Here is a 24,905-nt window from a genome sequence, read left to right on the forward strand (position 1 = left end):
GTCCCTCCCAAATGATCTGCGCCATGCCATTCAAGCTTGTCTCCGTCGTCTATTGCTGCGTCATTGTGGTATCCGCGGTCAGCCAAGGCGTGATCGCCCGAGCCGCCGACAAGCCGAACGTGTTGTTCATTTTCCTGGACGATTTCGGTTGGCGGGACGCCGGTTTCATGGGCAGCGATTTCTACGAGACGCCGAATCTGGACGCACTGGCCGCGCGCGGCATGGTGTTCACCGATGCGTACGCCGGTGCCGCAAATTGTGCCCCCTCGCGGGCGTGCCTGTTGTCGGGGCAGTATTCACCGCGTCACGAGATCTATAACGTCGGAACGTCGCGGCGGGGCAAACGAAAACACGGCCGCTTGATGCACATCCCGGGTACCGACACGTTGCGAACCGATATTCGCACGTGGGCTCACTGTGTCCGCGAGGCGGGTTACCGGACCGGTACGATCGGGAAATGGCATCTCAGCGACGACCCGATCCCGTACGGGTTCGATTTCAATTTCGCCGGCACCCACAGCGGAAGCCCGCCACGGGGCTACTTCCCCCCACACGGCGACATCCCCGAATTGGCCGACGCCCCCAAGGACGAATACCTGACGAATCGCTTGACCGATGAAGCGATCAAGTTCATCGGCCAACCATCCGACCAGCCGTGGTTTCTGTACCTGACCCACTTCGCCGTGCACACGCCGATCCAGGGCGAGCCGGAACTGGTGAAAAAGTACCAGCAGAAACAGCCCGGCCAGCTGCACGATCATCCCGTGATGGCGGCGATGATCGAAAGTGTTGATCGGGGCGTCGGACGGATCGTCGACACGATCGATTCACTGGGGCAAACCCAAAACACGATCATCGTGTTCACCAGTGACAACGGTGGCTATGGCCCGGCGACGTCGATGAAACCTCTGAAGGGTTACAAGGGGACCTACTACGAAGGCGGCATTCGCGAACCGATGTTTGTTGTTTGGCCGGGCGTAACGAAGCCGGGGACGACCTGCGACGCCCCCGTGATCAACGTCGACTTGTTCCCGACGTTCTGTGAAGTGACCGGGGCGACGCTGCCCGATCAACCGCTCGACGGCATCAGCCTTTGCCCGCTGTTGGCCGGCAAGCCCGATTCCGAGTTCCAGTCCCGCTCGCTGTTCTGGCACTTCCCGGCGTATTTGCAAAGCTACCAGCGCAGCGACGAGCAACGCGATGTGCTGTATCGCTCGCGGCCCTGCAGCGTCATCCGCAACGGGAAATGGAAACTGCACGAATATTTCGAAGACGGCGGTTTGGAACTGTACGATTTGCAAGCCGATCCGGGGGAATCGACGAATCTGGCCGAAACGCATCCGCGGCAGCGCGAGCGATTGCACGGGTTGCTGAAGGCCTGGCGAGAATCGACCGGCGCCCCGGTACCGACCGAGCCGAACCCCGACTTTGACGCCGACGACGAGGCGCGAGAGATCGCCCGACGCCTGAAAAAACGCGACGCTTGAAAAAAACGGGGGGAACCGATAGCCTGAGATTTGGCAATCGAATTCGCGTGGGAAGGGATGTGATGGAACTAAATACCGAGCAAACACGTGCCGCCGAGTTCGATGGGGAGGACGTGCTGGTGCTGGCCGGCGCAGGGACCGGCAAGACGAGCACAATCGTCGCCCGCGTCGCCCATCTGACCCAGACCGGCGTCGATCCGCGGCGAATCTTGCTGTTGACCTTCACCCGCCGCGCCGCCCGCGAGATGCGGCATCGGTTGACCCAGCAAATCGGTTCCCCGGCCAAGACCGTGCCCACCGGAACCTTTCACAACTTCTGTTTGCAATACCTGCGTCGCTGGCCGGATCTGTTCGAATGCGGTTCGCTGACGATCATCGACCGTGACGACCAATTGCAGCTGATGAAACTGGCCCGGGCCAACATCGTGGGCAAGGACGCCGGGTTCCCCAAGTCGGCCGAGCTGGCGAACTATTATTCCTACGCGCGAAACACCAACCGTCCGACCGCGGAATACCTGGCCGAATTCACCGATTACGATGAAGACGCGATCAAGCGGATCAGCGCCGTCCTGCAGGACTACACCAAACGCAAGCAAGAGTGCCGCTACTTCGACTACGACGATATTCTGCATCTGTTTGCCCGGCAGTTGCACCGCAGCCGGATCGTGCGGGAAAAGCTGCAAGCACGCTATGACCACATCCTGGTCGATGAGATGCAGGACACAAACCCGTTGCAGTGGTTGATCCTGGACGGCATGCGCGACCCGGCCAAATTGTTTTGTGTCGGCGATGACGCGCAGAGTATCTACGCATTCCGCGGTGCCGATTTCCGTAATGTGCACTCCTTCACCGAGCGTGTTCCCGGGGCACAGGTGTTGAAGCTGGAACAGAACTATCGCAGCACCCAGGAGATTCTGGATCTGTCCAATTGGCTGCTCGACCAGTCGTCATTGGGCTATGACAAACACCTCCACGCCGCCCGCGGCCCCGGCATCAAACCGGTTTTGGTCGAAGTGGACAGCGACTTCGAGGAGGCGGACTGGGTGGCGTCGGATTTGATGCAGCGACACGAAGAGGGCGATCCCTGGCGCGAGCATATGATTTTGACACGCAGCGCCTGGGCCGCCCGCAGTGTCGAAGCCGCCTTGATCGAAAACGACATCCCCTATCGGTTCATCGGCGGGACGCAACTGTTGCAATCGGCGCATGTGAAGGATCTGCTCAGCCTGCTGCGGGTGATCGACAACCCGGCCGATCAACTGGCTTGGATGCGTTACTTGACGCTGTGGCCGCGAATCGGCGAAAAGACGGCAGCCAATACGATCGGCACACTGTTGACCTTGCCGGACATCAAAGCCATTAGCAAATTATTAGCCGACCGCTACAAAACCAATCCGCGGCTGGCCGAATCGATCGATGAGTGCCTGAAATGCTGGGACCGGCCCAGCGATGTGATCGGGGCCGCGACCGACAAGATGACGCCGTTGCTGGAAAAGAAGTATGACGACTGGGATCGACGCAGCAAAGATTTCAAGCTGTTGCGTCGTCTGGCGGCCAAACATTCATCGGTCGGCGAGTTTCTGGAAACGTACACCCTGGATCCGATCACCGAATCGGAAGCCAGCAACGAAGACATCGACGACTTGGTGACGCTGATCACGGTGCACAGCGCCAAGGGCACCGAGGCGCCGGTGTGTTACTTGATCGGCGTCCAACCGGGCAACTATCCCCACGTCCGCAGCATCGGTGATGATGACAAGGAGGAGGAAGAACGCCGGGTGCTGTACGTCGCGATGACCCGCGCCCAGAACGAGTTGTTTTTGACCGGGTCCCTGCGTTCTCACGGAGCCTACGTCCCACACCACAACCGTTTCTATCAATCCGGCGGATCGAACACGCAACCGTATTTCTTGCGAGATGTGCCGCCCGATTTGGTTCAATCGGATCTGGACATCAACACCGATCCGTTTGATGCACCGATCACCTCGTTTCGGGGGTGAATCGGTGGGATAGGCTTCTAGCCTGTCATTCGGCACTGACAGGCTAGAAGCCTATCCCACGATCACCAGGATTGCGGTGTCGGCGTTCAGGTTGGGGTCGTCATCGGCGTCGATTCGTTTGCCCAGGGACGCGTCGACGTAGATCTCTTTCTCCAAACGCAGGGACATCTGATCGCAGAGGTCATGCACGTCGGCGATGCTGGGGAACCGCCGATTGGGCGTGTTGTACCATTCAAAGGCGAACTCGCCGGGGGCTTTGGGTGACCGCCCGCGGACGACGTAGTCCTCGCGCAGCTTGCGATAGGCAAAGTTGGGAAAACTGATGATGATTCGCCGGCCGACCCGAATCATTTCCTGGAACAATGTCTCCACATTGGCGACCGCTTGCAACGTCGCACTCAGGACGACGACGTCGAATTGGTTGTCGATGAAGGCGGGCAGTCCGTTGTTCAAGTCATAGTCGATGACATGCAGCCCCCGGTGTCCGGTTTTGATGATGCTGTCCTGTGCGACTTCGACACCGACCAGTTTCTGGTGGCCACGTTGGCGAAGCGCGGCCAACAGGTGACCGTCGCCACACCCCAGATCCAACACCGAAGCGCCGTCGGGGATCTCGGCCAAAATCAATTTTTCGACTTCGGAAACCGATGCCGGTGTCGTGTCAATGTCTCCCAGCCGGGCCTGGACCAACGGAGCGTACTGGTCGATGTCGTCGGCGATCAAAAACGAATCGTGTCCGCGTGGCGTGGTGATTTCCGCATACGACACCGGTTTATCGAGCGCCGTGAGCGCGTTGACGATGTCGCGGGATTGATCGCTAGTGAACAACCAATCGCTGCTGAAACTGACGACCAAAAACTGGCAGTCGGCGTCGTTGAAGGTTTCCATCAACTGCAACCGATTGGCGCCCAGGTCGTACAGGTCCATCGCCATCGTCAACGTGACGTAGCTGTTGGCATCGAACCGGGTGGTGAATTTTTGGCCTTGGTGGGCGAGGTACGACCCGATGCTGAAACGCTGTTCAAAGATCGTCGCGATCTCGCGTGGGTCGTGTCGATCCGATCCGAACTTTTGTTCCATCGCTTCGGTCGACAGGTAGGTGACGTGGCCGAGCATCCGGGCGATCGCCAGCCCCGTGGTGGGCCGTTTGGGCTGGTCGTAGTATTGCCCGCCATAAAAGTGCGGATCGGTCTGGATGGCGTTGCGGCCGATGATGTCAAACCCCAACGCTTGGCTGGTCAGCCGGGCGCTGGAGGCGATGACGACGCACAAGTTAGTCGAATGGGGATGCTTTGCGACCCAGGTCATCGCCTGGTGGCCGCCCAGCGAACCGCCGATGATGGCGTGCCAGCGGGTGATGCCCAGATGTTCGGCCAGCATCCGCTGGACGGTGACCATGTCGCCGACGGTGATCCGCGGAAAATCGGCGCCGAAGGGACGCCCGGTTTGCGGGTCGATGTCGCCGGGGCCGGTGGTGCCACGACAGCCGCCCAAAACGTTGGGGCACACGACGAAGAACCGATCGGTGTCGACCGGCTTGCCCGGTCCGATCAGATCGTCCCACCAGCCCGGATCGTCACCGGGGTCGTGCCGCGCGGCGTGCGAGTCACCGGAGACGGCATGGCAGATCAGCACAGCGTTGGAGGCGTCGGCGTTGAGCGCGCCCCAGGTTTCGAATGCGCAGCAGACGTTACTCAGCCGCCCACCGAGTTCCAGCTGCACATCGCCGTCAAAGGTGACCGAGCGGACGTGCTTGAGCGGGCCGGCGACGCGGTCGTCATCGGTGCTGGCGAACAAATCGGTCGTGGAATCGCGCTGGCTCACGTCGCCGCGGCGAGCGCCTGTTTCAAGTCATCGATGATGTCATTGACGTCTTCGATGCCGACGGAAACACGCACGTATTCGGGAACGACGCCCGCTTTGGCCTGCTCTTCCGGCGTCAATTGCTGGTGCGTCGTGCTGGCCGGGTGAATCACCAACGTCTTGGCGTCACCGATGTTCGCCAGGTGCGAGCACAGTTTGCACGCGTTGATGAATTTTTTCCCGGCTTCCATTCCGCCCTTGATGCCGAAGCCCATGATCGCGCCTTGGCCGTGGGGCAGGTACTGTTGGCCGAGTTGGTAGTTCTTGTGCGATTTCAGTCCGGGGTAGTTGACCCACTCGACCGCGTCGTTGGATTCCAGGAATTCGGCGACCTTCTGAGCGTTTTCGCAGTGCCGGGGCATCCGCAGGTGCAGTGTTTCCAAGCCTTGCAGGAACAGGAATGCCGCAAACGGACTCATCGCCGCCCCGGTGTCGCGCAACCAGTGCGTTCGGGCATGGATCAGGTAGGCGATGTTGCCCATCGGCCGCAGGTGTTCTTCGAAGACCGCACCGTGGTAGGACGGCGAAGGCCCGCAGAACTCTGGCCATTTTTCGGGTTGATCGGCCCATTTGAAATTGCCGCTGTCGACAATCGCACCGCCGATGTGTGTGCCGTGGCCGCCCAGGAACTTGGTCGTGCTATAGATCACGATGTCGACGCCGTGCTCGATCGGCTTGAGCAACATCGGAGTCATCACCGTGTTGTCGCACAGCAGCGGGATCGCGCCGTGGGGGGCACTGTGCGCGGCAGCGGCGATGGCTTTGAAATCCGGCACGTCGTTCTTGGGGTTGCCGATCGATTCCATGTAGACCAGACGCGTGTTCTCGTCGATCAATTCATGGATCTGTTCGGGATGATCGGGATCAAAGAAACGGACTTCGATCCCAAGGTTCTTGAACGTTTGCGTGAACAGGGTCCAGGTGCCGCCGTAGAGCGACGTGCTGCTGACGATGTTTTGCCCGCTGTGGGCGATCGTCAGGATGGCGGCCGTGATCGCCGCTTGCCCGGAGGCAAAACACAATCCGGTCACGCCGCCGTCGAGTGCCGCCAGACGTTTTTCCAGCACGTCGACGGTGGGGTTCATCAACCGGCTGTAGATGTTCCCGAATTCGGTCAACCCGAACAGCGCCGCGGCATGGTCGGTGTCGTTGAACGTGTAGCTGGTCGTCGCATAGATCGGCACCGCGCGAGCGTTGGTGGTCGGGTCGGGCTCTTGGCCGGCGTGCAACGCCAGGGTTCCGGGGCGATAGTTCTCGCTCATCAATTCGCGTCCTGGGGAGGGTGGTCTGTCGAGAGGGGCGAACAGTGTAGGGCAATCCGACGAGGCTGACCACGGTGCGGGTGGGCGCCGCGGAATCGCATGCGGGTGGGGTTTCGGTGGCCGGTCTGCCGGGCAATTGCTTGTTGACCGTAGCTACGCTCGCAAGAGCGTGGAACTCCCAGGGGAACCACCTTCTGGCGAAGGCAGCTACGACTAGTCAGGATTCCCCCGGTTACTGCAACACGACGTCGACCGATTCGGTTTTGCCCTCTCGCAGGTACTCGACGGTGACGGTCTGGCCGACGGCGTAGTGTTCCAGGGCTTCCAGCATGTCATTCATGTCGCGGACGGTTCGGTCGCCGATCTTTTGGATGATGTCGCCGGGACGAACCAAGCTGGACTGGCCGATCACGGTTTCCCGCAGCCCGGCGCGGTCAGCCGGGCCGCCGGGGACGACGTGAAAGATCAACACGCCCTCGACGCCCAGTCGCTGTGTGACCGCATCGCTGAGTTCGGCGATCACGCGGACGCCCAACTGTGGCGGCTCGTAGCGACCGTTGGCGATGATTTGCGGCACGACCCGGTTGACCGTGTCGACGGGGATGGAAAACCCGACGCCGGCCGAGGTTCCCGAGGGGCTGTAGATGGCGGTGTTGACCCCGATCAGCCGCCCGGCGCTATCAAGCAGCGGACCGCCGGAGTTGCCGGGATTGATTGCGGCGTCGATCTGAATCACGTCTTCGATCGAACGCCCGGTGGGGCTGTCGATCGAGCGGCTTTTGGCGGAAACGACTCCGGTGGTCAGGGTTTGATTGAGCCCGAAGGGATTGCCGATGGCGAACACCGCCTGCCCGACCAACAGGTCACCGCTGGTGCCGATCGCAACGGGAAGCAGCTTTGCCGCCGCCGCGTTGATCTTGAGCACGGCCAAGTCGTGGTCGGCCGATCCGCCGATCAGTGTCGCTTCGTAAGACGATTGGTCCCACAGCACGACCTTGGCCGAAGACGCTTCTTGCAGGACATGGAAGTTGGTCACGATGTGGCCGAATTCGTCCCACATGAAACCGCTGCCCGACCCCGCGTCGACCTCGATCGCCCGCCGCGAAAACGGGCTGGCGATGCGCGATCGGGTCGTCAGGTAGACCACCGACGGACTGACCGTGCGGAACAGTTCGACCGTCGACTGTTCGAATTCGGCCAGTTCACCTCGCGGGGTGACCGTGCGGGGCGTGCCGCTGGCAGCCATGCCGACCCCCAGCCAAACGCGAACGGTCGGCCAGACAAAGACGACGGCCACGACCGTCAACAACAACCAGGTCAGGCGTAGCTGACGCCGCAGATCGATCGCGTCTTCGGATTGCATCGGCACTAGCCCATGTCGATTTCGTAGCCGCTTCGGTACGGCCGGGCGAGCATGCTGTTGGCTTGCGAATCGCCGACGATCTGTTCGCTGTGGTCATCCCACTTCAGCTCGCGTCCGCCCAGCCGAGCGCTGATGCCGGCCAAGTGGCACACGTTCAGCATTTCCATGTGGGTGTGCACGTCGCTGATCGGCTCGGTGCGTTCCTTGGCACAGTGCAGGAAGTTTGCCCAGTGGGCCGAGCGTTCGTTGCGTTCCATCGGCAAGTTCTTGTAGACCTTGGCGATCGCGTCTTCGGGCAGCGGGTTGTCCTTCAAGTCTTCGACGGGCTTGCCGACCAATCGGCCGCGGTTGACGAAGATCTTGCCCTTGTCGCCGGTGATCAAGACGCCGTTGTCGGTGTCGTTGCGGATGATCATCTTGGTGCCGCCGGGGTACATCACGTTGAACAGGAACGAGGTCGCGGTGTTGTAGCGATCGTTTTGTTGCGGGATGCCGTCTTTGAATTCGACCGGATGCTCGGCGGTGCCGCTGATCGACAACGGGCCGGCGGTTTGGCCGTTCAGCTTGAGTGCCCAGTTGCAGATGTCGACGTGGTGTGCGCCCCAGTCGGTCAGTTTTCCGCCGCTGTACTCGTACCACCAGCGGAATTCATAGTGGCAGTTCGTGTTGCCGCGACCGCGATTCTTTTGGCTTGGCAGGTTGCGGTAATCGACCAAGGGTGCCGGTCCCAACCAGCGGTCCCAGTCCAATCCCTCGGGCACCTCGGCGACGGGAATCGGCGGGCTGGTGGGAGCACCACCGATGGCCGCTTGGACTTCCTGGATCTTACCCAGCCGTCCTTCGTTGACGATCGCCATCGCTTTAACAAACAAATGGAACGTGCTGCGTTGTTGCGTGCCGACTTGGACGATGCAACCGGTTTCCTTTTGGACCTTGCGAATCAACTTGCCTTCGTCGATCGTCAACGTGAGCGGTTTTTCGCAGTAGACATCTTTTCCGGCCAGCATGGCTTCGATCAGCGGTTTGGTGTGCCAGTGATCGGGGGTCGCGATGTGGACCGCATCGATGTCCTTGCGGTCCAGCAGTTCGCGATAGTCGACCGCTTCCACGGCCTTGCCGCCACTGTGTCGCTGGTTGAATGACTGGAGGCGACCGATGTCCACGTCACTGATGGCGACGACGTCCACCCAGTCTTTGGCGCTGTTCATGTTGCCGCCGGCCATGCCGCCGGCGCCGATCACGCCCATCGCGACACGATCGTTCTTGCTCTTGGTTTCGTCGGCCAGAGTTTTCGGCGTCGAATAAAAATACGGAACCGAAGCGGCGGCGGTGGCGGCCGCGGCGGTCTTGAGGAACTGGCGACGCTGCGGGCCGGATTTCGATTTGGATCGCTGGGTCATCGGACTGCCTTATGATGGGGGGAGTGGAAATCGAGGGATGTAAATTCGCGGTCGCGAGCGTGAACACGGCCGACGATCGCGGAGTGGATGTTCAAATGAGGGCACATGGGAGATCGCTCGCCAAACCCTATGGTAAGTTGCAGCGCCCTATGGTAACTGGAAACGGGCCCGGTGGGGCAGACGTTGGACCAGAGAAAAATGACCGTCGCGTAGACGAATGGAAGGAGAAGAAAGCGGTGAGATTTAATTGCCCGATGTGCGGAAAAGACTACCAGGCGGACGATTCAATGGCGGGAAAACAGGTCAATTGCAAGGCCTGCCGACAGACGTTTCGTGTTCCCGGAAGCGATGCCGCAGGCACGACCGGCGGCGATTTTCCGATGGATTCGACGGCCGACGGCGACGACCGGTTCTCCGCCGGCGAGGTCGAAATGAGCACGGCGCCGGTGACGATGCGCGGCGGCCAGTCCGGCGACGGCGTCAACCGCCGCAGCGACGAAATCGATTACGAAGTCTTCGGCCACGAAACCCAGTACGTCGAAATCACGCTCGACCCGGGGGAGCAAACCATCGCCGAAGCCGGGGCCCTGATGTACATGACCGAGGGGGTCGAGATGGCGACCGTGTTCGGCGACCCCTCCAAGCAGGACAGCAGCCTGTTCGGCAAAGTCCTTTCGGCGGGGAAACGTGCGCTGACCGGCGAGGCGCTGTTCATGACGACGTTCACCAATCAGGGCCGCGGACAAGCCAAAGTGGCTTTCGGCGCGCCGCATCCGGGACGCATGATTCCCCTGCACCTGGATCAATTGGGCGGCGAAATCATCTGCCAAAAAGACGCCTTTTTATGCGGGGCCCGCGGGATCACGGTGGACATCGCGTTTCAAAAGAAAATCGGTGCCGGCCTGTTCGGCGGCGAAGGTTTCATCATGCAACGCCTGAAAGGCGACGGCATCGCGGTCATCCACGCCGGCGGAACGATGATGTACCGCGAACTGGAGCATGGCGAAACCTTGCGGCTGGACACCGGCTGCCTGATGGCGATGGGCCCCTCGGTGCACTACGACATCCAATTCGTCGGCGGACTGAAAAATGCCTTTTTCGGCGGCGAAGGCCTGTTTCTGGCGACGGTGCGGGGGCCCGGGCCGGTGTGGTTGCAATCCCTGCCGTTCTCGCGGTTCGCCGGACGGCTGGCCGCCGCGATCCCCAGCGGCGGGAATACCCGAAAGGGCGAGGGATCGCTGCTGGGCGGATTCGGGGAAATGTTCATGGGGGACTGAATCGACCGGACCCGGCAGATCGATGGGACCCGGGAGAGGGATGGCAGAATGATTCGGGGCAGAATGATGAAATGCCTGCAATGATCCAATGCCCCTCAGCTCGCGGCAAACGGCTGTCCCCACGCTTCGGTCACGGGTTTGCTTTTTGGGGCCGGGCTGCGATAACTAACCGTATCGAACCTGATGGCCCCCCGCCCCCAAACCCCTGCGAGCCCTCCCATGTCCGACTCGACCGAATCTCTGGAATCACAATTGGCGACCGCCATCGAACAACGAGACGCCGTTCTGGTTCGCCAATTGTTTGGAGCGGCAGAGTTCGTGCTGTTGACCATGTCGGACGAAGAAGACGACGACGAAGAAGGCGCCAACGTCTTCAGCACGGATCTGGATGGGATGCACCTGGTCGTCGCGTTCACGAGCGAACAAACCGCCGGCGACTTCGTGCACTCGATGGAAGAGTACTACGAAGAGGGTGACGAGATCGAAGGCTATGTGCTCGACGGCGACGCATTGTTGCAATACATGCCGCCCGAACACGGATTGTTTTTGAACCCTGAAAGTGAACAGTCGCTGGTGATCGACCACGACTTGTTGGAACTGGTGCAGAAGTCCGAGGTGTGACGCCCAACCCCTACCAAGCACCGCTTTCGGATTCCTTTGCCACGGCATCATCGCCACCGCCCAGCCACTTCGTTCCGCACCGTTTGGAGTTCCAAGGCCAGCTGACGCGGCAACATCATCGCGATGCGGTCATCAAAGCCGGGATCCGAACCGATTACCGCAGTGCGACGCGCGTCATGTTGGCACTGGCCGGTGCTTACACGTTGGCCACCGGCGTGCTGACGCTGGCACTGGGCGACGTGGATTTCGACAGCGTCATCCGTGTGCTGCTTTCGACGCTCGTGCTGGTCGGCGGCATTCTGATTTTTTGCCGACATCAACGCTGGCTGATTGGGACCCGGATCCCGGGGTTCCAGCTTGCCACCGGATCGATTCGAGGCTGGATCGACGCTGAGGGGCTTTGGATCGAAACCGAGCAGAGCCAAGCCTACCAACCGCTCTCCAAGCTCGTCGCCTGCGCCGCAACACACGAGCTGTGGGTGATCAGCTTTGCCAAAGAGCTGACGTTTTGGCAAACGCTTCCGATCGAGGCGTTCAGTGACCCGGCGTTGGCACGCAGCGTTGCCGCAGATTTGCAACGAGCTTTTCCGCCGGCGCCGCCGCAGTTGATCGACCAGCGGAAGCAAACACCGCCGGAAGGCGACTGCCTGTTTTCGATGTCGGAAGAGGCGATCGCGTTTGAAGGGCCGTTTTACGAGGACAACGCCCAGGACACTCGATTGTTGAAGACCACCAAACAAGTTGTGTGGCAGACGTGGCTTGTGTTGGCCGTCTTGTTGATCAGTTTGCTGGTCAGCATCTTGACCCTGACCGGTTTTCGAAGCCTGTACGTCGGGTTGTTGTTCCTGTGGATCGGATTGTTGCTGGCAGGAATCTTCTACCGCGTTCGAAGAGCGCGGCGGTCAGCGTCCGAAAAGGGCCGACTGGTCGCCTGGTGGTCCTGGGGTTGGCTGGATGACGAAGGCTACGTTGCGATGACGTCGCTCGGCCAGACCCGGGCGACGTGGCAATTCTTTGATCACTATGAAATCACCGACGATGCAATCGGCCTGTACCCGCACCAGAACGACACGGCTTGCTGTTTGGTGTCGCGGGAACAGTTTGCCGGTGCGGACGATTGGAATCGAGCGACCGCGCTGGTCAAGTCGAAGGTGAGATGCCAGTGGGAAGCGTGAGCGAGCGGCCCGTGATTGGATCGTGTGCGGTTGAGAGGAGACAGGATGACGAGGGGCAAAACAATGGGGGCAAGACGATCCGAGGGATGTGCCAGCGGGAAGCGTGACGGGCTGTTGACTTCATCAGCCGCACGGCGCTAGCCGCGGTTCTCGCCGCCACAAAACCGGGGCTAGCGCCCATCGGCTGATCATTAGCTTGTCCATTTCGATTCAATCGACAGGCCGGTGAGCGAGCGGCCCACTACCCCAACCACCAGGCCCCGACGGCCAACCAGGTCGGAATCAGGATGATCCCGGCGACGGACGTCCACAACACGACGCGCAGCGCCGTCTCGGTGTCGCGACCGTACAGTTTGGTCAGAACGATCGGAAAAACCGCCGCCGGCATCGCCGCCTGTAACATCACGACGGTTCGCAGGTCCGGACTCCGCACGAGCCAGCCGCCGACGCCGAGCAACAGGAGCGGAAGCACGACTTGACGGATGCCGATCCCCGCCGCGATCACCTTGGCATCGGCCAGATAGGACTTGTCGCGGATGAAGTCGACGATGATCGCGCCACTGAGCAGCAACCCCAACGGGATCGCGCACGAGCCGAGCGCCCCGATGGCCGTCGCCAGCGGAGTCGGAATGGATTGCGCCCACCCCATCGCACTCAATACGATCGAGATCACGACCGCCCACAGCGGTGGGCTGCTCAGAACCTTCTTCCAACCGTCGCCGCCCGAACCGCTGATGATCGCGATCCCCAGGCTCCAAAGTGCGATCGAGACGCCCACATTGTGCAAGATCAATTCGATCATCGCCGTGGGATAAAACTGTTCGGCCAGCGGCAGCGGGATGTAGCCGTAATTGCAGATTCCGGCACACAAGGCGAATGCCCGCTGAGACGAATCGCCGACCAAGCCGAACCAGCGGCCGAGCACCGATCGGGCAAACCCATAGGCCAGCAACAGGCCGATGCAGGTGGACACGAATCCGAACAACGGCGGCTGCCACGCCGTCGCGATCTTGCCGATTTCGCTGCTTTGCGAAAACTGATGAATGAAGTAGGCCGGCAACATCACGTTGGCCGCCAGATTGGCCAGCGTTCGATCGGCCTCGGCCGTCAACCATCCCACCGACCGGCAAGCAGCCCCCACGCCCATCACGAGAAAGACACCGAGGACGGACGCGATGATGGGCCAAAAATCTTGCATGCGGCCCAACATAAACCCAACCTTCCTCGGGCGTAAGAAGTGCTGCGGGCAAGGTGATGGCGCCGGCACCACAGTCAGCCTCCAAAGGCGCGCCGTTAGGCCCTAATGCCACCATGCCATCACTTGGCGGGAGCCAGTGGCGGTATGGGTTCCTTGTCGCGAAAACGCGCCCCACGTGCCGCTCGCTGACCGGCCTGTTGATTCAATCAGCCGTATGGCGCGAGCCTTCGAGCCCCCGGTGCGTTTTGTTGGTGTTTCAGGCCTGTTCGTGGTGTTTCAGGCCTGTTCGTGGTGTTTCAGGCCTGTTCGTGGTGTTTCAGGCCTGTTCGTGGTGTTTCAGGCCCGCGTGCTCGCGCGAACGGGCTCATCCCACGTTTGATCAGATCAGATCAACCGGCCGTGACGCTTCCCGCCGGCATTGGGGATTGTTTCAGCGTCCGAACCGCAACAGTGACGTGTCCAACATCGTCTCTCCGTCGATCGCAAGTTGGCTGGCCAGTTCCCCCATCACGCTGGTGAATTTGAATCCGTGGCCGGACAGCCCGGCAACGACTGCGACCTGGGGGGCGTTTGGGATCAGGTCAACAACAAAGTGTTCGTCCGCCGTCATCGTGTAATAACATCCCGATTGCGCCTTCAATTGGGCACCGACACCGGGCAAATAACCCTTCAAAAAATCCTCGATTTGCCGCTGTTCCTCGCGGTCGATCGGGTGTGGGGACGTGGGGGATTCGACCGGCGTCCCGCCGCTGTGTCTGGCGACCTTCAGTCCCTCGTCCCCGATGCCGGGAAAGCCATAGAAATAGCCCGTCGGTGTTTCGTGAAAGAAGCAGGGAAAACCATCGTGCTGGGCATAACCTGACAACTTCGGCCGATACCAGTATTGATACTTTCGCAGCACACGCAATCGGATTCCATGACTCGAAAGCAGCGTTCCGTTCCAGGGACCGCCGGCGATCACCAGCTTTGCGGCAACTTCGATTCCGTCGTCCGTCGTCACTTCAACCCCTTGGCCCGTCGTGCGCCACTGACGAACCGGGCGATCATGTCGCAGGGTTGCTGATGCTTGTTCAGCCAGCCGCAGATGGGCTTCGACACAATCTTCCACACGCAAGTAGCCGGCATCCTTTTCGATCACCGCTCGCCAATCACCGTGTTGACGCAAACGGGGACCGGCGAATCCGGACCAGCGGTGCGCGACTTCATCGACCGACAACTCTTCGATCGCCAAGCCATGTTCGGCGGCGCTTCGCAGCACCCCCGGAATCACGACTCCATCTGCCGGGCCCAATTCGACCAGGCCGGTCGGATGATAGAGTTGCTCGCCGTAGGCCAGTTGCAATTCGTTCCACAACTGATAAGCACGGCGCAGCAACGGAACATACGATGGGTGTTCGAAGTAGGCTTGCCGGATGATCCGCGTCTTGCCGTGCGAGCTGCCCAGTGCGTGGCCACGATGATGTTGGTCCAACCCCAGCACACGGCAGCCCCTGGCGGCCAAATGATAGGCCGCGGCGCTGCCGGCCCCGCCCAGTCCGATCACGATGGCATCCCAGTTTGCCATGGATGTCGACCTCCTCGTTCCATGCAGTCAATGTCAAATCACGCGACTTGAAAGGGCTGAATCATGAAGATTCTGCGCAGCGCGGCCAGGGCCAAAAAAGATGCCAAGGATTACATCGTCCAATTGTTCGCCCACGTTAAACGCGGCTCACTCGCTCGGCCAGTCGGCTAGTTGAAACTTCTTTTTCGTGTTTGCGGTATGGTCGTCATAATGCCGCTCCATCTGCCGCAGCAAACCGCGGAGCGTCCAGCGGCTGCCCGGCGCCCGGGTGTCGAGGTTGATGTCGCGGAGCAAGTAGGCGAACCGTCGCGTGAAGTCGCTGACGCGTTGCATTTGCCGTGCTTCTTCTTGTCCACCCCAGTCGGGGTGCGCCGCAACATAATCCGGTGGCATTTGCCGGGGATTCAAATCCATCACGGGGATCGCCGGATCGAGTGCGTGGTAGATCTGTGAAAAGAACAGCAGTTGCCGTCCCATCATGTGCTCGGCGTTCCAACGTGGCGTGTGCGTTCCGTTGGCCGGCCGAAAGTTCAACTGGTTCGCGCTCAGTCGGCTGAATACCGCTTGGGAACGCTTGCACGATGCTTCCATCTTTTTCATCAATGCGTCAAGCTCACCGGAAAGCTGAACGGGCTCTGTTTCTAGCGTCACCAAACGAGTCACTTGACCGGGTTCGCTCGACTGAGCAATCGCAAACGTGTTGTGGTCGATTTCGGTGATGTCGCCGAGCGTATCGATCTGTTTCGCAAATCGTTCGGCACCGTCCGTGGCGCTGCCGGAGGGGATCAGCACGAATCGTGGTTGGACCGTTTTGATCCAAGTCGTTGCTGCAGTGCCGGCAATCCTGTCGGCGGTCGGCGACGGCAGGACCACCGCGTCGATGCTAGGCACGGCATCGGTCGACGCGGTGTCGTTCGCAGCGGCGAAACCGCGGGCGTTTGGTTCCGTCAGGACCGCCAAGCCCACTCCGTCGGTACGCACCAACCATCCACAGGCAATCTGGTTCGCTGCGAGAAGCGACGTCACGCGAATCGATCCGGCAGGTAATCGTGAATCCGACACGGGGTTCCACGTGGCGGCATCCTGATTCGGTCGTCGTGACCAAACGTGGTCGATGCCGGTGCCGAGGGTGACATGCTTTTGAACAGACGGATCCGGTGTCTTGTCGGCCGCATCGCCGGCGGACAGGACAACACAGAGCCCCCAGTGGTTTTCGATATGGACGCGACCATCGGGCCACGCTCGGATCGCGATGGGTTCGCCGTCGGCGGCAACCGACGGGTTCGGCGTGTTGACGAGCAGAAACACAATCAATGACACCGCACCGCAAAACGAGCGTGCGACGGGCAATCTTCTGGTCATGGGCATAGATCAATCCTTACCGGATCCGTTATTTTGATTCGAGCGTCGTTCCACCGCCTCTTCGATTCCCGTCCCACTGTAGCGTAAATGATCACGATCGAATCGATCCAAGTCGGGAAAGTGGTGACCGAAGGTGCCCCCGACACGCGTGACGTCCTTTCACGTCGGTGGACCAGTGCGTTTCGAAAGACCCCCGTCAACGGTCCGGTTGCGGTGAATGAACGGGGCATCGTCGGTGATCAGGTGGCCGATACCAAGAACCACGGCGGCGCGGACAAAGCGATCTTGTGCTACGCAGGCGTCCACTATCGGGATTGGGCCAGAGAGCATCCGGCGCTCGAGTTTGCGCCCGGCGGATTCGGCGAAAACCTGACACTCGCCGGTGCCACCGAGTCGGACGTCTGTATCGGTGACCGATTCAAGTCGGGCGATTGTGTTTTGGAGATCAGTCAACCACGTCAGCCATGTTGGAAAATCGCCCGGCGCTGGCAGACCAAGTCGATGACCAAGCAAGTCGCCCAGACCGGCCGAACCGGGTGGTATGTACGCGTCGTCACCGGCGGTCCATTGGCCCCCGGTGCGGAGCTGGAACTTCAGCTCCGCCCCAACCCGGACTGGACGGTCGCCCGCGCGAATGATGTGCTATATGGCCGTGAAGTCGATCGAATGTCGGTTCACGCGCTGATGAACCTTCCCCAACTATCGCGAGAATGGCAGGACGCACTGGCCTAGCGTCTGTGCCAAACAACCGCCGCCCCCATAGGATACGAAAACCATGTCACGATCAAGCGACGACAGGATCATCGAATCGATTCGGCTGTATCGCGAGGCCCTCGATGAGACGCAAGCGCTGTACATCGAGGCCGGGAAACTGGTGCGTGGATCCTACGGCTGGCTGGGTGGCGGTGATGATCCCGATGCGGCCTCGGTCGCCGATCAAATGAATGACCTGCATCAAGGGTTCCTGATGAAGGTCTTTGCAACCGCGGTGCCCGACGCGAGTGCGAAGAACATCGAGCAACGGCAACTCGGCCGCGTGCTGTTGGAACATATCTGGGGTAAATCGGTTTTGGGAAGCCAACTGCACGAAGCGGTCGATTGGTTGATCGGCGCCGCAGACGAATTTCAGTGGTCGGATCTAGTGCGCCCGTTCGTCGAACTGCCCGAGCTTCGCGATCACTGGGGGGAACTGGAGACGTTGGCGATGCGGATGGCGACGCTGTTGACGTCGGTCGACGGAACCGTCAGCGCGGTGGACAATGACCGGATCGGGCGGATGAAAGAGCAATTCGATGCCGCCCGAGGCCGTGCGCCGGAAACGCTGACCCGTGAGGTCGATACGTCCAACGCCCGTGACGCGCTGACCTGGTTGCGTGAAGAAGCCAAGCGGTTGCGGGAAGGCGTCGGGCCGACCGCGGCCGAAAAACCGACGCCACTGGCCGGTCCCGGCGGAAGCGCCGGTCGCGACGTCACTGCCACCACGTCGACGAAGCCAGCGGCGGTGGACGAACCGATCGATGAGCGATCCCCCGAAGAACGGTTGGCCGACGCCAAGGCCAAACTGAACGGTCTGATCGGGTTGGAGAACATCAAGGACCAGATCACGACGTTGACGAACTTTTTGGCCATGGAACGTCGACGCAAAGAACTGGACCTGCCGACGTCACGGCCCAGTTTGCACCTGGCCTTTGTCGGCAACCCGGGAACGGGAAAGACAACCGTCGCCCGAATCATCGCCGAGATTTATGGCGCGCTGGGCATCTTGGAAAAAGGGCATCTGGTCGAAACCGATCGCAGCGGATTGGTCGCCGAGTACGCCGGACAAACCGGCCCCAAGACCAATGCCAAGATCGACGAAGCGCTCGACGGCGTCTTGTTTATCGATGAAGCCTACACATTGATCGACGAAAGCGGACAAGACCAATATGGCCGCGAAGCGATCCAGACGTTGCTGAAACGAATGGAAGATCAACGCGACCGGCTGGTTGTCATCCTGGCCGGTTATCCGGTCGAAATGCGGCAGATGATCCGCAGCAATCCGGGACTGAGCAGCCGGGTCGGAACGACGATGCAGTTCTCGGATTATTCACCCGAAGCATTGTGCCGGATCTTTGAATTGATCGCCAATAAGTCGAAGTACACTTTGCCGACCGAATCGCGGCGTCGGCTGTTGCGTGGGTTCACCTACCTGCACGCCAATCGCGACCGTCATTTCGGCAACGGGCGAACGTCCCGGAATAGCCTGGAGCGAAGCGTCCGACGGTTGGCCAACCGGATTGCGACGGTGGAGGAGGTGACGCGAGAGTTATTGACGACCCTGGAACCGGAGGACATCGAAGTTGCCGGAGTCGACCCGATGCACCTGAAAGCCATGGCAGCCCAGCCCGGCAAGGTGCGTGTCGAGTGCAAGGGCATCCCGCAAGTGATCGACGATCAGTTGTTGGGAACCGAAGTCCAATGTGAAGCCTGCGGCGAAACCTTCCTGGCCGACTGGGGCGAACCCGTATTGGAACTCCCCGCGGGCGAAGAAGAGGCGTTGTAAGTCTGGTGGTTCAACCCCGTTGGGATTGGATCGCCCGGTGGCGACCCATTCTTGGGGTGCGCTGCCGCGACCCCAAGCTCTGTTGTCACACGCCGCTGGCGTGACCGCCGCGATGCGGCCGGTGGTATCACCGAACGGATCCAACCACATCGCAACGCGGCGGTTCGTCGTTCCGGTCGACGCCTTTGGCGTCGCACCGCAGAGCGGTGCAACAACACAGCCCGGGGTCGCGATAGCGCACCCCGGGTAGGTTGAGAAATTCGAGGAGGAACCCCAGCGGGGTTCAACAATTGGTGCGTGGTTTGATGGGCGTCGCAAACACCGGTTCAACTCCGCTGGCGGATGGCATTCAATCCCAGACGTATCGTTCGTCGATGTCAACGTCGTAACGTTTACAGATCCGCCGAAATTCGTCTTGGAATGATTCTTTGCGATGATGAATCTCCTGGTCGCGGATGTACTCCGTCAATCCATCGACGTGTCCCGGGCTAATCGAAAACGCGCCATAGCCCGTTTGCCAATAGAAGTTCTTGATCGACGATTCCTCCTTGATCCAATCGCTACTGGGACGTTTGAGCGACTGGACGAGTTTTGCGATGTCGATCGTTTTGCCGAGACGACAGAGGAGGTGAACATGATCCTCGACACCATTGATGATGATCGCGGGGCAATCCTGCTTCTTGCAAATCCCAGCTTTGTAGCCGTACAGCCGTTTACGAAATGCAGGATCTTTCAGCAGAGGTTTTCGCCCCTTGGTTGAATAGATCAAGTGCACATAGATCTGAACCAGCGACTGCCCCATGTCTTCGTCTCCTGTTTTTCTGACTGGATCATGGGTGCCGACGAGGCAGGAACATCAACCCAACTTGGTCGGCCTAAAACCGGTTGGTATAACGGCGGCGAGGCTGAATCGCAAAAAGATTCCGCCACTTTGGGGGCGGCCGGAATCAAAGGTCGGATTGTTCAACCCCGTTGGGGTTGGATCGCCCGGTGGCGATCCAAACTACCGCGACCCCAAGCTTTGTTGTGGCACGCCGCTGGCGTGACGGCCGCGGTGCGACCGGTGATGCCTTCGACGTCGCGACGACCATGCGGTCGGGGTGACGATGAAAGATCATCGCGACGACGCCGTCGGCGTCACACCGCAGAGCGGTGCAACAACACAGCCCGGGGTCGCGATAGCGCACCCCGGGTGTTGGTCCATCTGGAAGATGGAACGCCAGCGGCGTTCAACAGACGCCGCGAAATGTTCGGGCGGCGCAAACGGCGCCGGTGAAGGGGCGGTCGTATCTTGTTCAACCCCGTTGGGGTTGGCGTGACGGGTGGTGACCGGTTCTTGGGGTGCGCTCGCGCGCCCCCAAGCTTTGTTGTGGCACGCCGCTGGCGTGACGGCCGCGGTGCGACCGGTGATGCCTTTGACGTCGCGACGACCATGCGGTCGGGGTGACGATGAAAGATCATCGCGACGACGCCGTCGGCGTCGCACCGCGGAGCGGTGCAACAACACAGCCCGGGGTCGCGTGAGCGCACCCCGGGGATCGGGTTCATCGGGAAACGGAACGCCAGCGGCGTTCAACAGTCGCCGCGAAATGTTCGGGCGGCGCAAACGGCGCCGGTGAAGGGGCGGTCGTGTCTTGTTCAACCCCGTTGGGGTTGGTGCGCCGGGTGGTGACCGATTCTTGGGGTGCGCTCGCGCGACCCCAAGCTTTGTTGTGGCACGCCGCTGGCGTGACGGCCGCGGTGCGGCCGGTGATGCCTTTGACGTCGCGACTACCATGTGGCCGGGGTGACGATGAAAGATCATCGCGACGACGCCGTCGGCGTCACACCGCAGAGCGGTGCAACAACACAGCCCGGGGTCGCGTGAGCGCACCCCGGGGATCGGGTTCATCGGGAAACGGAACGCCAGCGGCGTTCAACAGACGGCGTGGGATGTTCGGGCGGCGCGAGCGGCGCCGGCGAAGGAAGGTCGTGTCCTATTCAACCCCGTTGGGGTTGGCGCGCCGGGTGGTGACCGGTTCTTGGGGTGCGCTCGCGCGACCCCAAGCTTTGTTGTGGCACGCCGTTGGCGTGACGGCCGCGGGTGCGGCCAGTGATGCCTATGACGTGGTCATCACAATACGATTGGGGCGGTGGAACATCGACCCCCGGGGAAGGCCCCGCGTCAAACTCTCAACTCACGATGCGACGTTGTCGTCTTCGCGCAACGCAGATAGTGCCGACCGCCATCAAAAAAGCTAGTGAGGAAGGCTCGGGAATCGCGGTAACGAGGGTCAGAGAACCATTATTAAATGAGCCCCCCGAATCACGAGAGGCTATCTCAAGGCTACCGATACCAAACGTACCGAAATCGCTGGAAACGGATGAGAAGTCATTGACGGAAAAGGTCGTCTCACCCGCGGTTGGTGCAATTAGCGTAACGGTTCCTAGCACAGCCTCTCTTGCAGTCTTTCCATTGGGCAATACGCCAAGCGCGACGGAAGTTTTACCGGCGGAACCCAACCCCGCTCCAATGGCGAGGAAGGAAATGGTTCGGTCATTCAGACCCGGTCCCGGATTGCCACCATCGAGGTTTGACGAAAGACTTGAAAAATCTCCATCGGAACCTGAAGCTTCTACACTTGCCTTGAACGCGGTCAGGTTTCCGAATCGGTTCGGGACAAATGCATCTACCAAAGAGTCATTGCCCAAGATCGACTCAGACGGACTGTCAACAGTTTCAATCAGAAGGATTTCAACCCCGGAGAAGGTCTCACCCGCGTCTGCCGTAATTCTAGAATCAAAGCTCGCTACTTCACCCGGCAGACGAAACGCCAGATTGTACACAATCGCGGCCGATGCCGGAGTTGCCGATGCAGTAAGAATCGCAGCAACAAATAAGCCCGTAAGTAGTTTCATCGTGGTACGGTATCGCAGCATGAGGGTGTTTAACACAGCTAAAACTTATGTATTGGGAAAGGGATTTATAGCCTTCCTGGTCCAAGCAATGTGGGGATCAGTGCCTGCAAGTCAACGGCATCGCTCAGCCCGTCCCCGGTACTGTCCAAGTCTGCCCGATATGCAGCTTGGTTGAGGAGTGTCGGGATAACAACCTGAAGATCAACCGCGTCTCTCAGACCGTCGCCATTCGTATCCCCATAAAGCCTGAAGAAATTATCATTGTCTGTTTGTGGAACAGCTGCATCCTGCCCCCCAAACATCACATCGGCCGCCATGGGCACTCCGCCACTGACGACGTTCGCCGCGAGGATGTCCAAGCGATAATTGCCATCGGCAAGCGAGTCGCCCAGTGGACCAGCGGCACCGCGCTGGACGGTGGATGCGAAATTGGTCGCCGTCACTTCGAACGACAGCACCGCCACCGTCTTGCCCGTCGCGTCACTGAAGGTGGGTACGATTGTATCTACCTGGGTGCCATTGTCAATCTGGGTAATGTTGAAGGCGTTGGCCAGTGGGCCGTGATCCAGGATCGAATCGAATTCAACCGTGACCGACGTGATTTGGGATCGGGTTTTCAGCGTTCCGTCGGACTCATCATTGACAAAGATCTTTGTGACCTCCGGCGGAGGCTGGATCAACGTCTCGGCGGTGGCACTGTCATTCCCGGGCATGGTATCGGTCACGCCGGTTCCGGGTGTCGCGCTGGCGGTCACCACGGTCGAACCGCTCGCGGCGGCGGCGATGGTGGCCGACACCCGGTAGATCACCTTGTCGCCGGGGCCGAGATCCAAGGTTTCGTCGATCGCGCCGCTACCGCTGGTGGTCGTCGATCCGCGTCCCAATACGACGTAGCTTTCTCCGGCGGCAATGGTGGCCCCGACATCGGCGAACGGGGCGGCCATGATGACATCGCCTTTCCCGTCTCCGTTGACATCGCCCGCTGCTGCGATGGCATCTCCCGCCTGGCCGATCAGCTCCGTCGCGGGGTCTCCCACAATCCGGAACCCATCGATCCCGTCGAGTGCGGGGAGGCTTTCGGTGGTGGCATAGGGGTCCAGGTTGGAATCTCTGCCGAACAGGACGAAGCCGCCGCCGGGTGTAACGGTGGTGTCGACCTGATTGGGCGCGAACCCGACGAACACGTCGAAGAACCCATCGCCGTTGACGTCACCGGCATCGCTGACACGCAGGTGCGACGGGCTGGCAGTGGTCGTCGGCGAGACTTCGAATCCGTTGGTACCGTTGAGCGTTGCCAGGTCAAAGGTTCCGGCCGTGTTGTTGTGTCCCATCACGACGTAGCCCTTGGCGCCACCGGCGTCGAGTTCCGTGTCGGGGGCTTCGCCGACGATCACGTCGGCGAAACCATCGCCGTTGATATCGCCGAGGCCACTGGCATCAAAACCGAAACCTTGTCCGGCGCGAATTCCTGTGATCTTGAACCCGTTGGTTCCATCGATGGCGGAGCTGTTCACCGAGGCATCGAACGTGCCCGTCGACGGCTTGCCATAAAAGATGAAGGCTTCGCCCAATTGGCTCGCCCCCGAGGTGCCGATCTGGGGCGCGCTGACGACCAGATCGTCAATATCGTCGCCGTTGACGTCGCCGGCTTGGCTGACCGCGGAACCGAACGCGTCGCCTTCGGCGGATCCCTTGATCGAGAAACCGTTGGAACCATCCAGCGTGGTCAAATCAAACGTTGTCCCGAACGGGGATGTCGATGGTTTTCCAAAGATGACATAGGCTTCACCGGCGGCCACGATCGGAGGATCCGTGCCGACACCGGAGGGATTGGGTTGGTCGACCAGACTGGCCCCGATGATGATGTCGGCGATACCGTCGCCGTTGATGTCACCGGCGCCGCTGACGCTGGCTCCCAACGCATCGCCGTTGTTGAGCCCGCTGACGCTGAAACCGTCACCGGCGGCAAATGCGGTCACGTCCACTTGGGGGCCGAACATCGATTTCCCGAACACGACAAAGGCGTGGCCGGGGTCGGTCGTGCTGCTGTCGATCCCCGGAGCACCGACGATCAGGTCGTCGGTTCCGTCACCGTTGACGTCACCGGCACGGTCCACATCAAGCGTGAACCCGCCCGCGTCGACTCCGGTCAATTCAAACCCGTTGGTCCCGTCCAGGCTGCCGACGTCCAGGTTCGCGTTGAAACCAGCATCCGATCCGAAGACGATAAAGACACCATCCGAACCGGCCCCGCCGAGAAAGCTGACGGCAACGTCATCGAACCCATCGTTGTTGATATCCCCGACACCGGAGACACGATTGCCGGTGAACGAAGCTGCGGTGTCGCCTTGGATGCGAAACCCATTGGCCCCATCCAAGTCTGTCGCGGCGATCACCGCCGGTTGGGCGCGGACAATCTCGCGCTGCCAAGTGACCCCTGTCAGTCCCGCGTCGAAACCGACGGTCAAGTTCGTCGCCGTCGCATCGCCGGAACCAGCACTGTTTTCAAACGTGATCTCCGACGTGAATGCGGCGCCGGGGGCAAGTGGTCCGGCAGGCTGGTTGGTGATCACCGCGGATAAATCCACGTCGCCAGGAGCCGCCGGTGGCGGCGGCGCTAATTCGCCTTCGGCCAGACCGCTCGACTTGAATGCCAAACACGCTTGACGCCCTTGGTCGGTCAGCACCGGGCTGCCGAATTGAGCCTCCTCGGCGGTCGGGAGTGCATCGATGAAACCCGCATCCCCGGCGAGAAGTTGCCGTGACTCGAGCTGCTCGACGAACACTCGGCGGCGTTGAAACGGTGAAGCCGAGGAGCGTCGAACGGCCCCCTTTCGGGGACGATAACGAAGCGACATGGAGTGCATCTCGAGAAGTGTGGGGATCAAGCCGA

General features: G+C 60.6%; 17 protein-coding genes. 7 read left to right on the forward strand and 10 right to left on the reverse strand.

Annotation, left to right across the window (positions count from 1 at the left end):
- Window positions 1–23 precede the first annotated feature (23 nt).
- On the forward strand, window positions 24–1,487 hold the full coding sequence (locus H1B37_RS14310; RefSeq protein ID WP_182867350.1) for a sulfatase: 1,464 nt from the start codon (window positions 24–26) through the stop codon (window positions 1,485–1,487).
- 62 nt (window positions 1,488–1,549) lie between these two features.
- On the forward strand, window positions 1,550–3,487 hold the full coding sequence (locus tag H1B37_RS14315; protein WP_182867351.1) for an ATP-dependent helicase: 1,938 nt from the start codon (window positions 1,550–1,552) through the stop codon (window positions 3,485–3,487).
- Window positions 3,488–3,538: 51 nt separating this feature from the next.
- Here the strand turns inward: H1B37_RS14315 and metX are convergent, their stop codons facing one another.
- From metX to H1B37_RS14335, 4 genes are all read right to left on the reverse strand, one after another.
- The gene (gene metX, locus H1B37_RS14320) at window positions 3,539–5,311 is read right to left on the reverse strand and encodes a homoserine O-acetyltransferase MetX (RefSeq protein ID WP_182867352.1); all 1,773 of its coding nucleotides are present in this window, start codon (window positions 5,309–5,311) and stop codon (window positions 3,539–3,541) included.
- On the reverse strand, window positions 5,308–6,612 hold the full coding sequence (locus H1B37_RS14325) for an O-acetylhomoserine aminocarboxypropyltransferase/cysteine synthase family protein (RefSeq protein WP_182867353.1): 1,305 nt from the start codon (window positions 6,610–6,612) through the stop codon (window positions 5,308–5,310). The genes metX and H1B37_RS14325 overlap by 4 nt, the downstream gene beginning before the upstream one ends.
- Before the next feature lie 232 nt (window positions 6,613–6,844).
- The gene (locus tag H1B37_RS14330) at window positions 6,845–7,975 is read right to left on the reverse strand and encodes a S1C family serine protease (protein WP_182867354.1); all 1,131 of its coding nucleotides are present in this window, start codon (window positions 7,973–7,975) and stop codon (window positions 6,845–6,847) included.
- 5 nt (window positions 7,976–7,980) lie between these two features.
- Complete coding sequence (locus H1B37_RS14335; RefSeq protein ID WP_182867355.1) at window positions 7,981–9,375, reverse strand: Gfo/Idh/MocA family protein; 1,395 nt, start codon at window positions 9,373–9,375, stop codon at window positions 7,981–7,983.
- 236 nt (window positions 9,376–9,611) lie between these two features.
- On the opposite strand from H1B37_RS14335, the gene H1B37_RS14340 reads away from it, so the two are divergent.
- The 3 genes from H1B37_RS14340 (at window position 9,612) to H1B37_RS14350 (ending at window position 12,448) form a co-directional block, all read left to right on the forward strand.
- Entirely contained in the window at window positions 9,612–10,652 is a 1,041-nt protein-coding gene (locus H1B37_RS14340) for a TIGR00266 family protein (RefSeq protein WP_436298274.1), read from the forward strand.
- 219 nt (window positions 10,653–10,871) lie between these two features.
- Window positions 10,872–11,273 (forward strand): SseB family protein, encoded by a 402-nt coding sequence (locus H1B37_RS14345; protein ID WP_182867356.1) that lies wholly within the window; start codon window positions 10,872–10,874, stop codon window positions 11,271–11,273.
- The gene (locus H1B37_RS14350) at window positions 11,270–12,448 is read left to right on the forward strand and encodes a hypothetical protein (protein WP_182867357.1); all 1,179 of its coding nucleotides are present in this window, start codon (window positions 11,270–11,272) and stop codon (window positions 12,446–12,448) included. Before H1B37_RS14345 ends, H1B37_RS14350 begins: the two co-directional genes overlap by 4 nt.
- A 241-nt stretch (window positions 12,449–12,689) precedes the next feature.
- Here H1B37_RS14350 and H1B37_RS14355 read toward each other — a convergent pair whose 3' ends face one another.
- From H1B37_RS14355 to H1B37_RS14365, 3 genes are all read right to left on the reverse strand, one after another.
- Complete coding sequence (locus H1B37_RS14355; protein ID WP_286177755.1) at window positions 12,690–13,646, reverse strand: AEC family transporter; 957 nt, start codon at window positions 13,644–13,646, stop codon at window positions 12,690–12,692.
- A 430-nt stretch (window positions 13,647–14,076) separates the two neighbouring features.
- A complete protein-coding gene (gene solA / locus H1B37_RS14360; protein WP_182867359.1) occupies window positions 14,077–15,210 on the reverse strand; it encodes an N-methyl-L-tryptophan oxidase in 1,134 nt (377 codons plus the stop codon).
- 147 nt (window positions 15,211–15,357) lie between these two features.
- Window positions 15,358–16,572, reverse strand: a complete 1,215-nt coding sequence (locus H1B37_RS14365) for a DinB family protein (RefSeq protein ID WP_182867360.1) — start codon at window positions 16,570–16,572, stop codon at window positions 15,358–15,360.
- Window positions 16,573–16,659: 87 nt separating this feature from the next.
- Between H1B37_RS14365 and H1B37_RS14370 the strand changes: the two genes are divergently transcribed.
- Together H1B37_RS14370 and H1B37_RS14375 are read left to right on the forward strand one after the other, a co-directional pair.
- Window positions 16,660–17,304 (forward strand): MOSC domain-containing protein, encoded by a 645-nt coding sequence (locus tag H1B37_RS14370; protein ID WP_182867431.1) that lies wholly within the window; start codon window positions 16,660–16,662, stop codon window positions 17,302–17,304.
- A gap of 43 nt (window positions 17,305–17,347) precedes the next feature.
- A complete protein-coding gene (locus H1B37_RS14375) occupies window positions 17,348–19,114 on the forward strand; it encodes an AAA family ATPase (protein WP_182867361.1) in 1,767 nt (588 codons plus the stop codon).
- Window positions 19,115–19,463: 349 nt separating this feature from the next.
- Here H1B37_RS14375 and tnpA read toward each other — a convergent pair whose 3' ends face one another.
- The 3 genes from tnpA to H1B37_RS14390 all read right to left on the reverse strand — a co-directional run bounded on the left by tnpA (window position 19,464) and on the right by H1B37_RS14390 (window position 24,870).
- The gene (gene tnpA / locus H1B37_RS14380; RefSeq protein ID WP_182867362.1) at window positions 19,464–19,916 is read right to left on the reverse strand and encodes an IS200/IS605 family transposase; all 453 of its coding nucleotides are present in this window, start codon (window positions 19,914–19,916) and stop codon (window positions 19,464–19,466) included.
- Between the two features lie 1,370 nt (window positions 19,917–21,286).
- Window positions 21,287–22,012, reverse strand: coding sequence for a PEP-CTERM sorting domain-containing protein (locus tag H1B37_RS14385; protein ID WP_182867363.1), 726 nt, complete (start codon window positions 22,010–22,012; stop codon window positions 21,287–21,289).
- Window positions 22,013–22,077: 65 nt separating this feature from the next.
- Entirely contained in the window at window positions 22,078–24,870 is a 2,793-nt protein-coding gene (locus tag H1B37_RS14390; protein WP_182867364.1) for an FG-GAP-like repeat-containing protein, read from the reverse strand.
- Between the last annotated feature and the right edge of the window lie 35 nt (window positions 24,871–24,905).

Source organism: Stieleria mannarensis, from assembly GCF_014154935.1.
GTDB classification, from domain to species: domain Bacteria; phylum Planctomycetota; class Planctomycetia; order Pirellulales; family Pirellulaceae; genus Stieleria; species Stieleria mannarensis.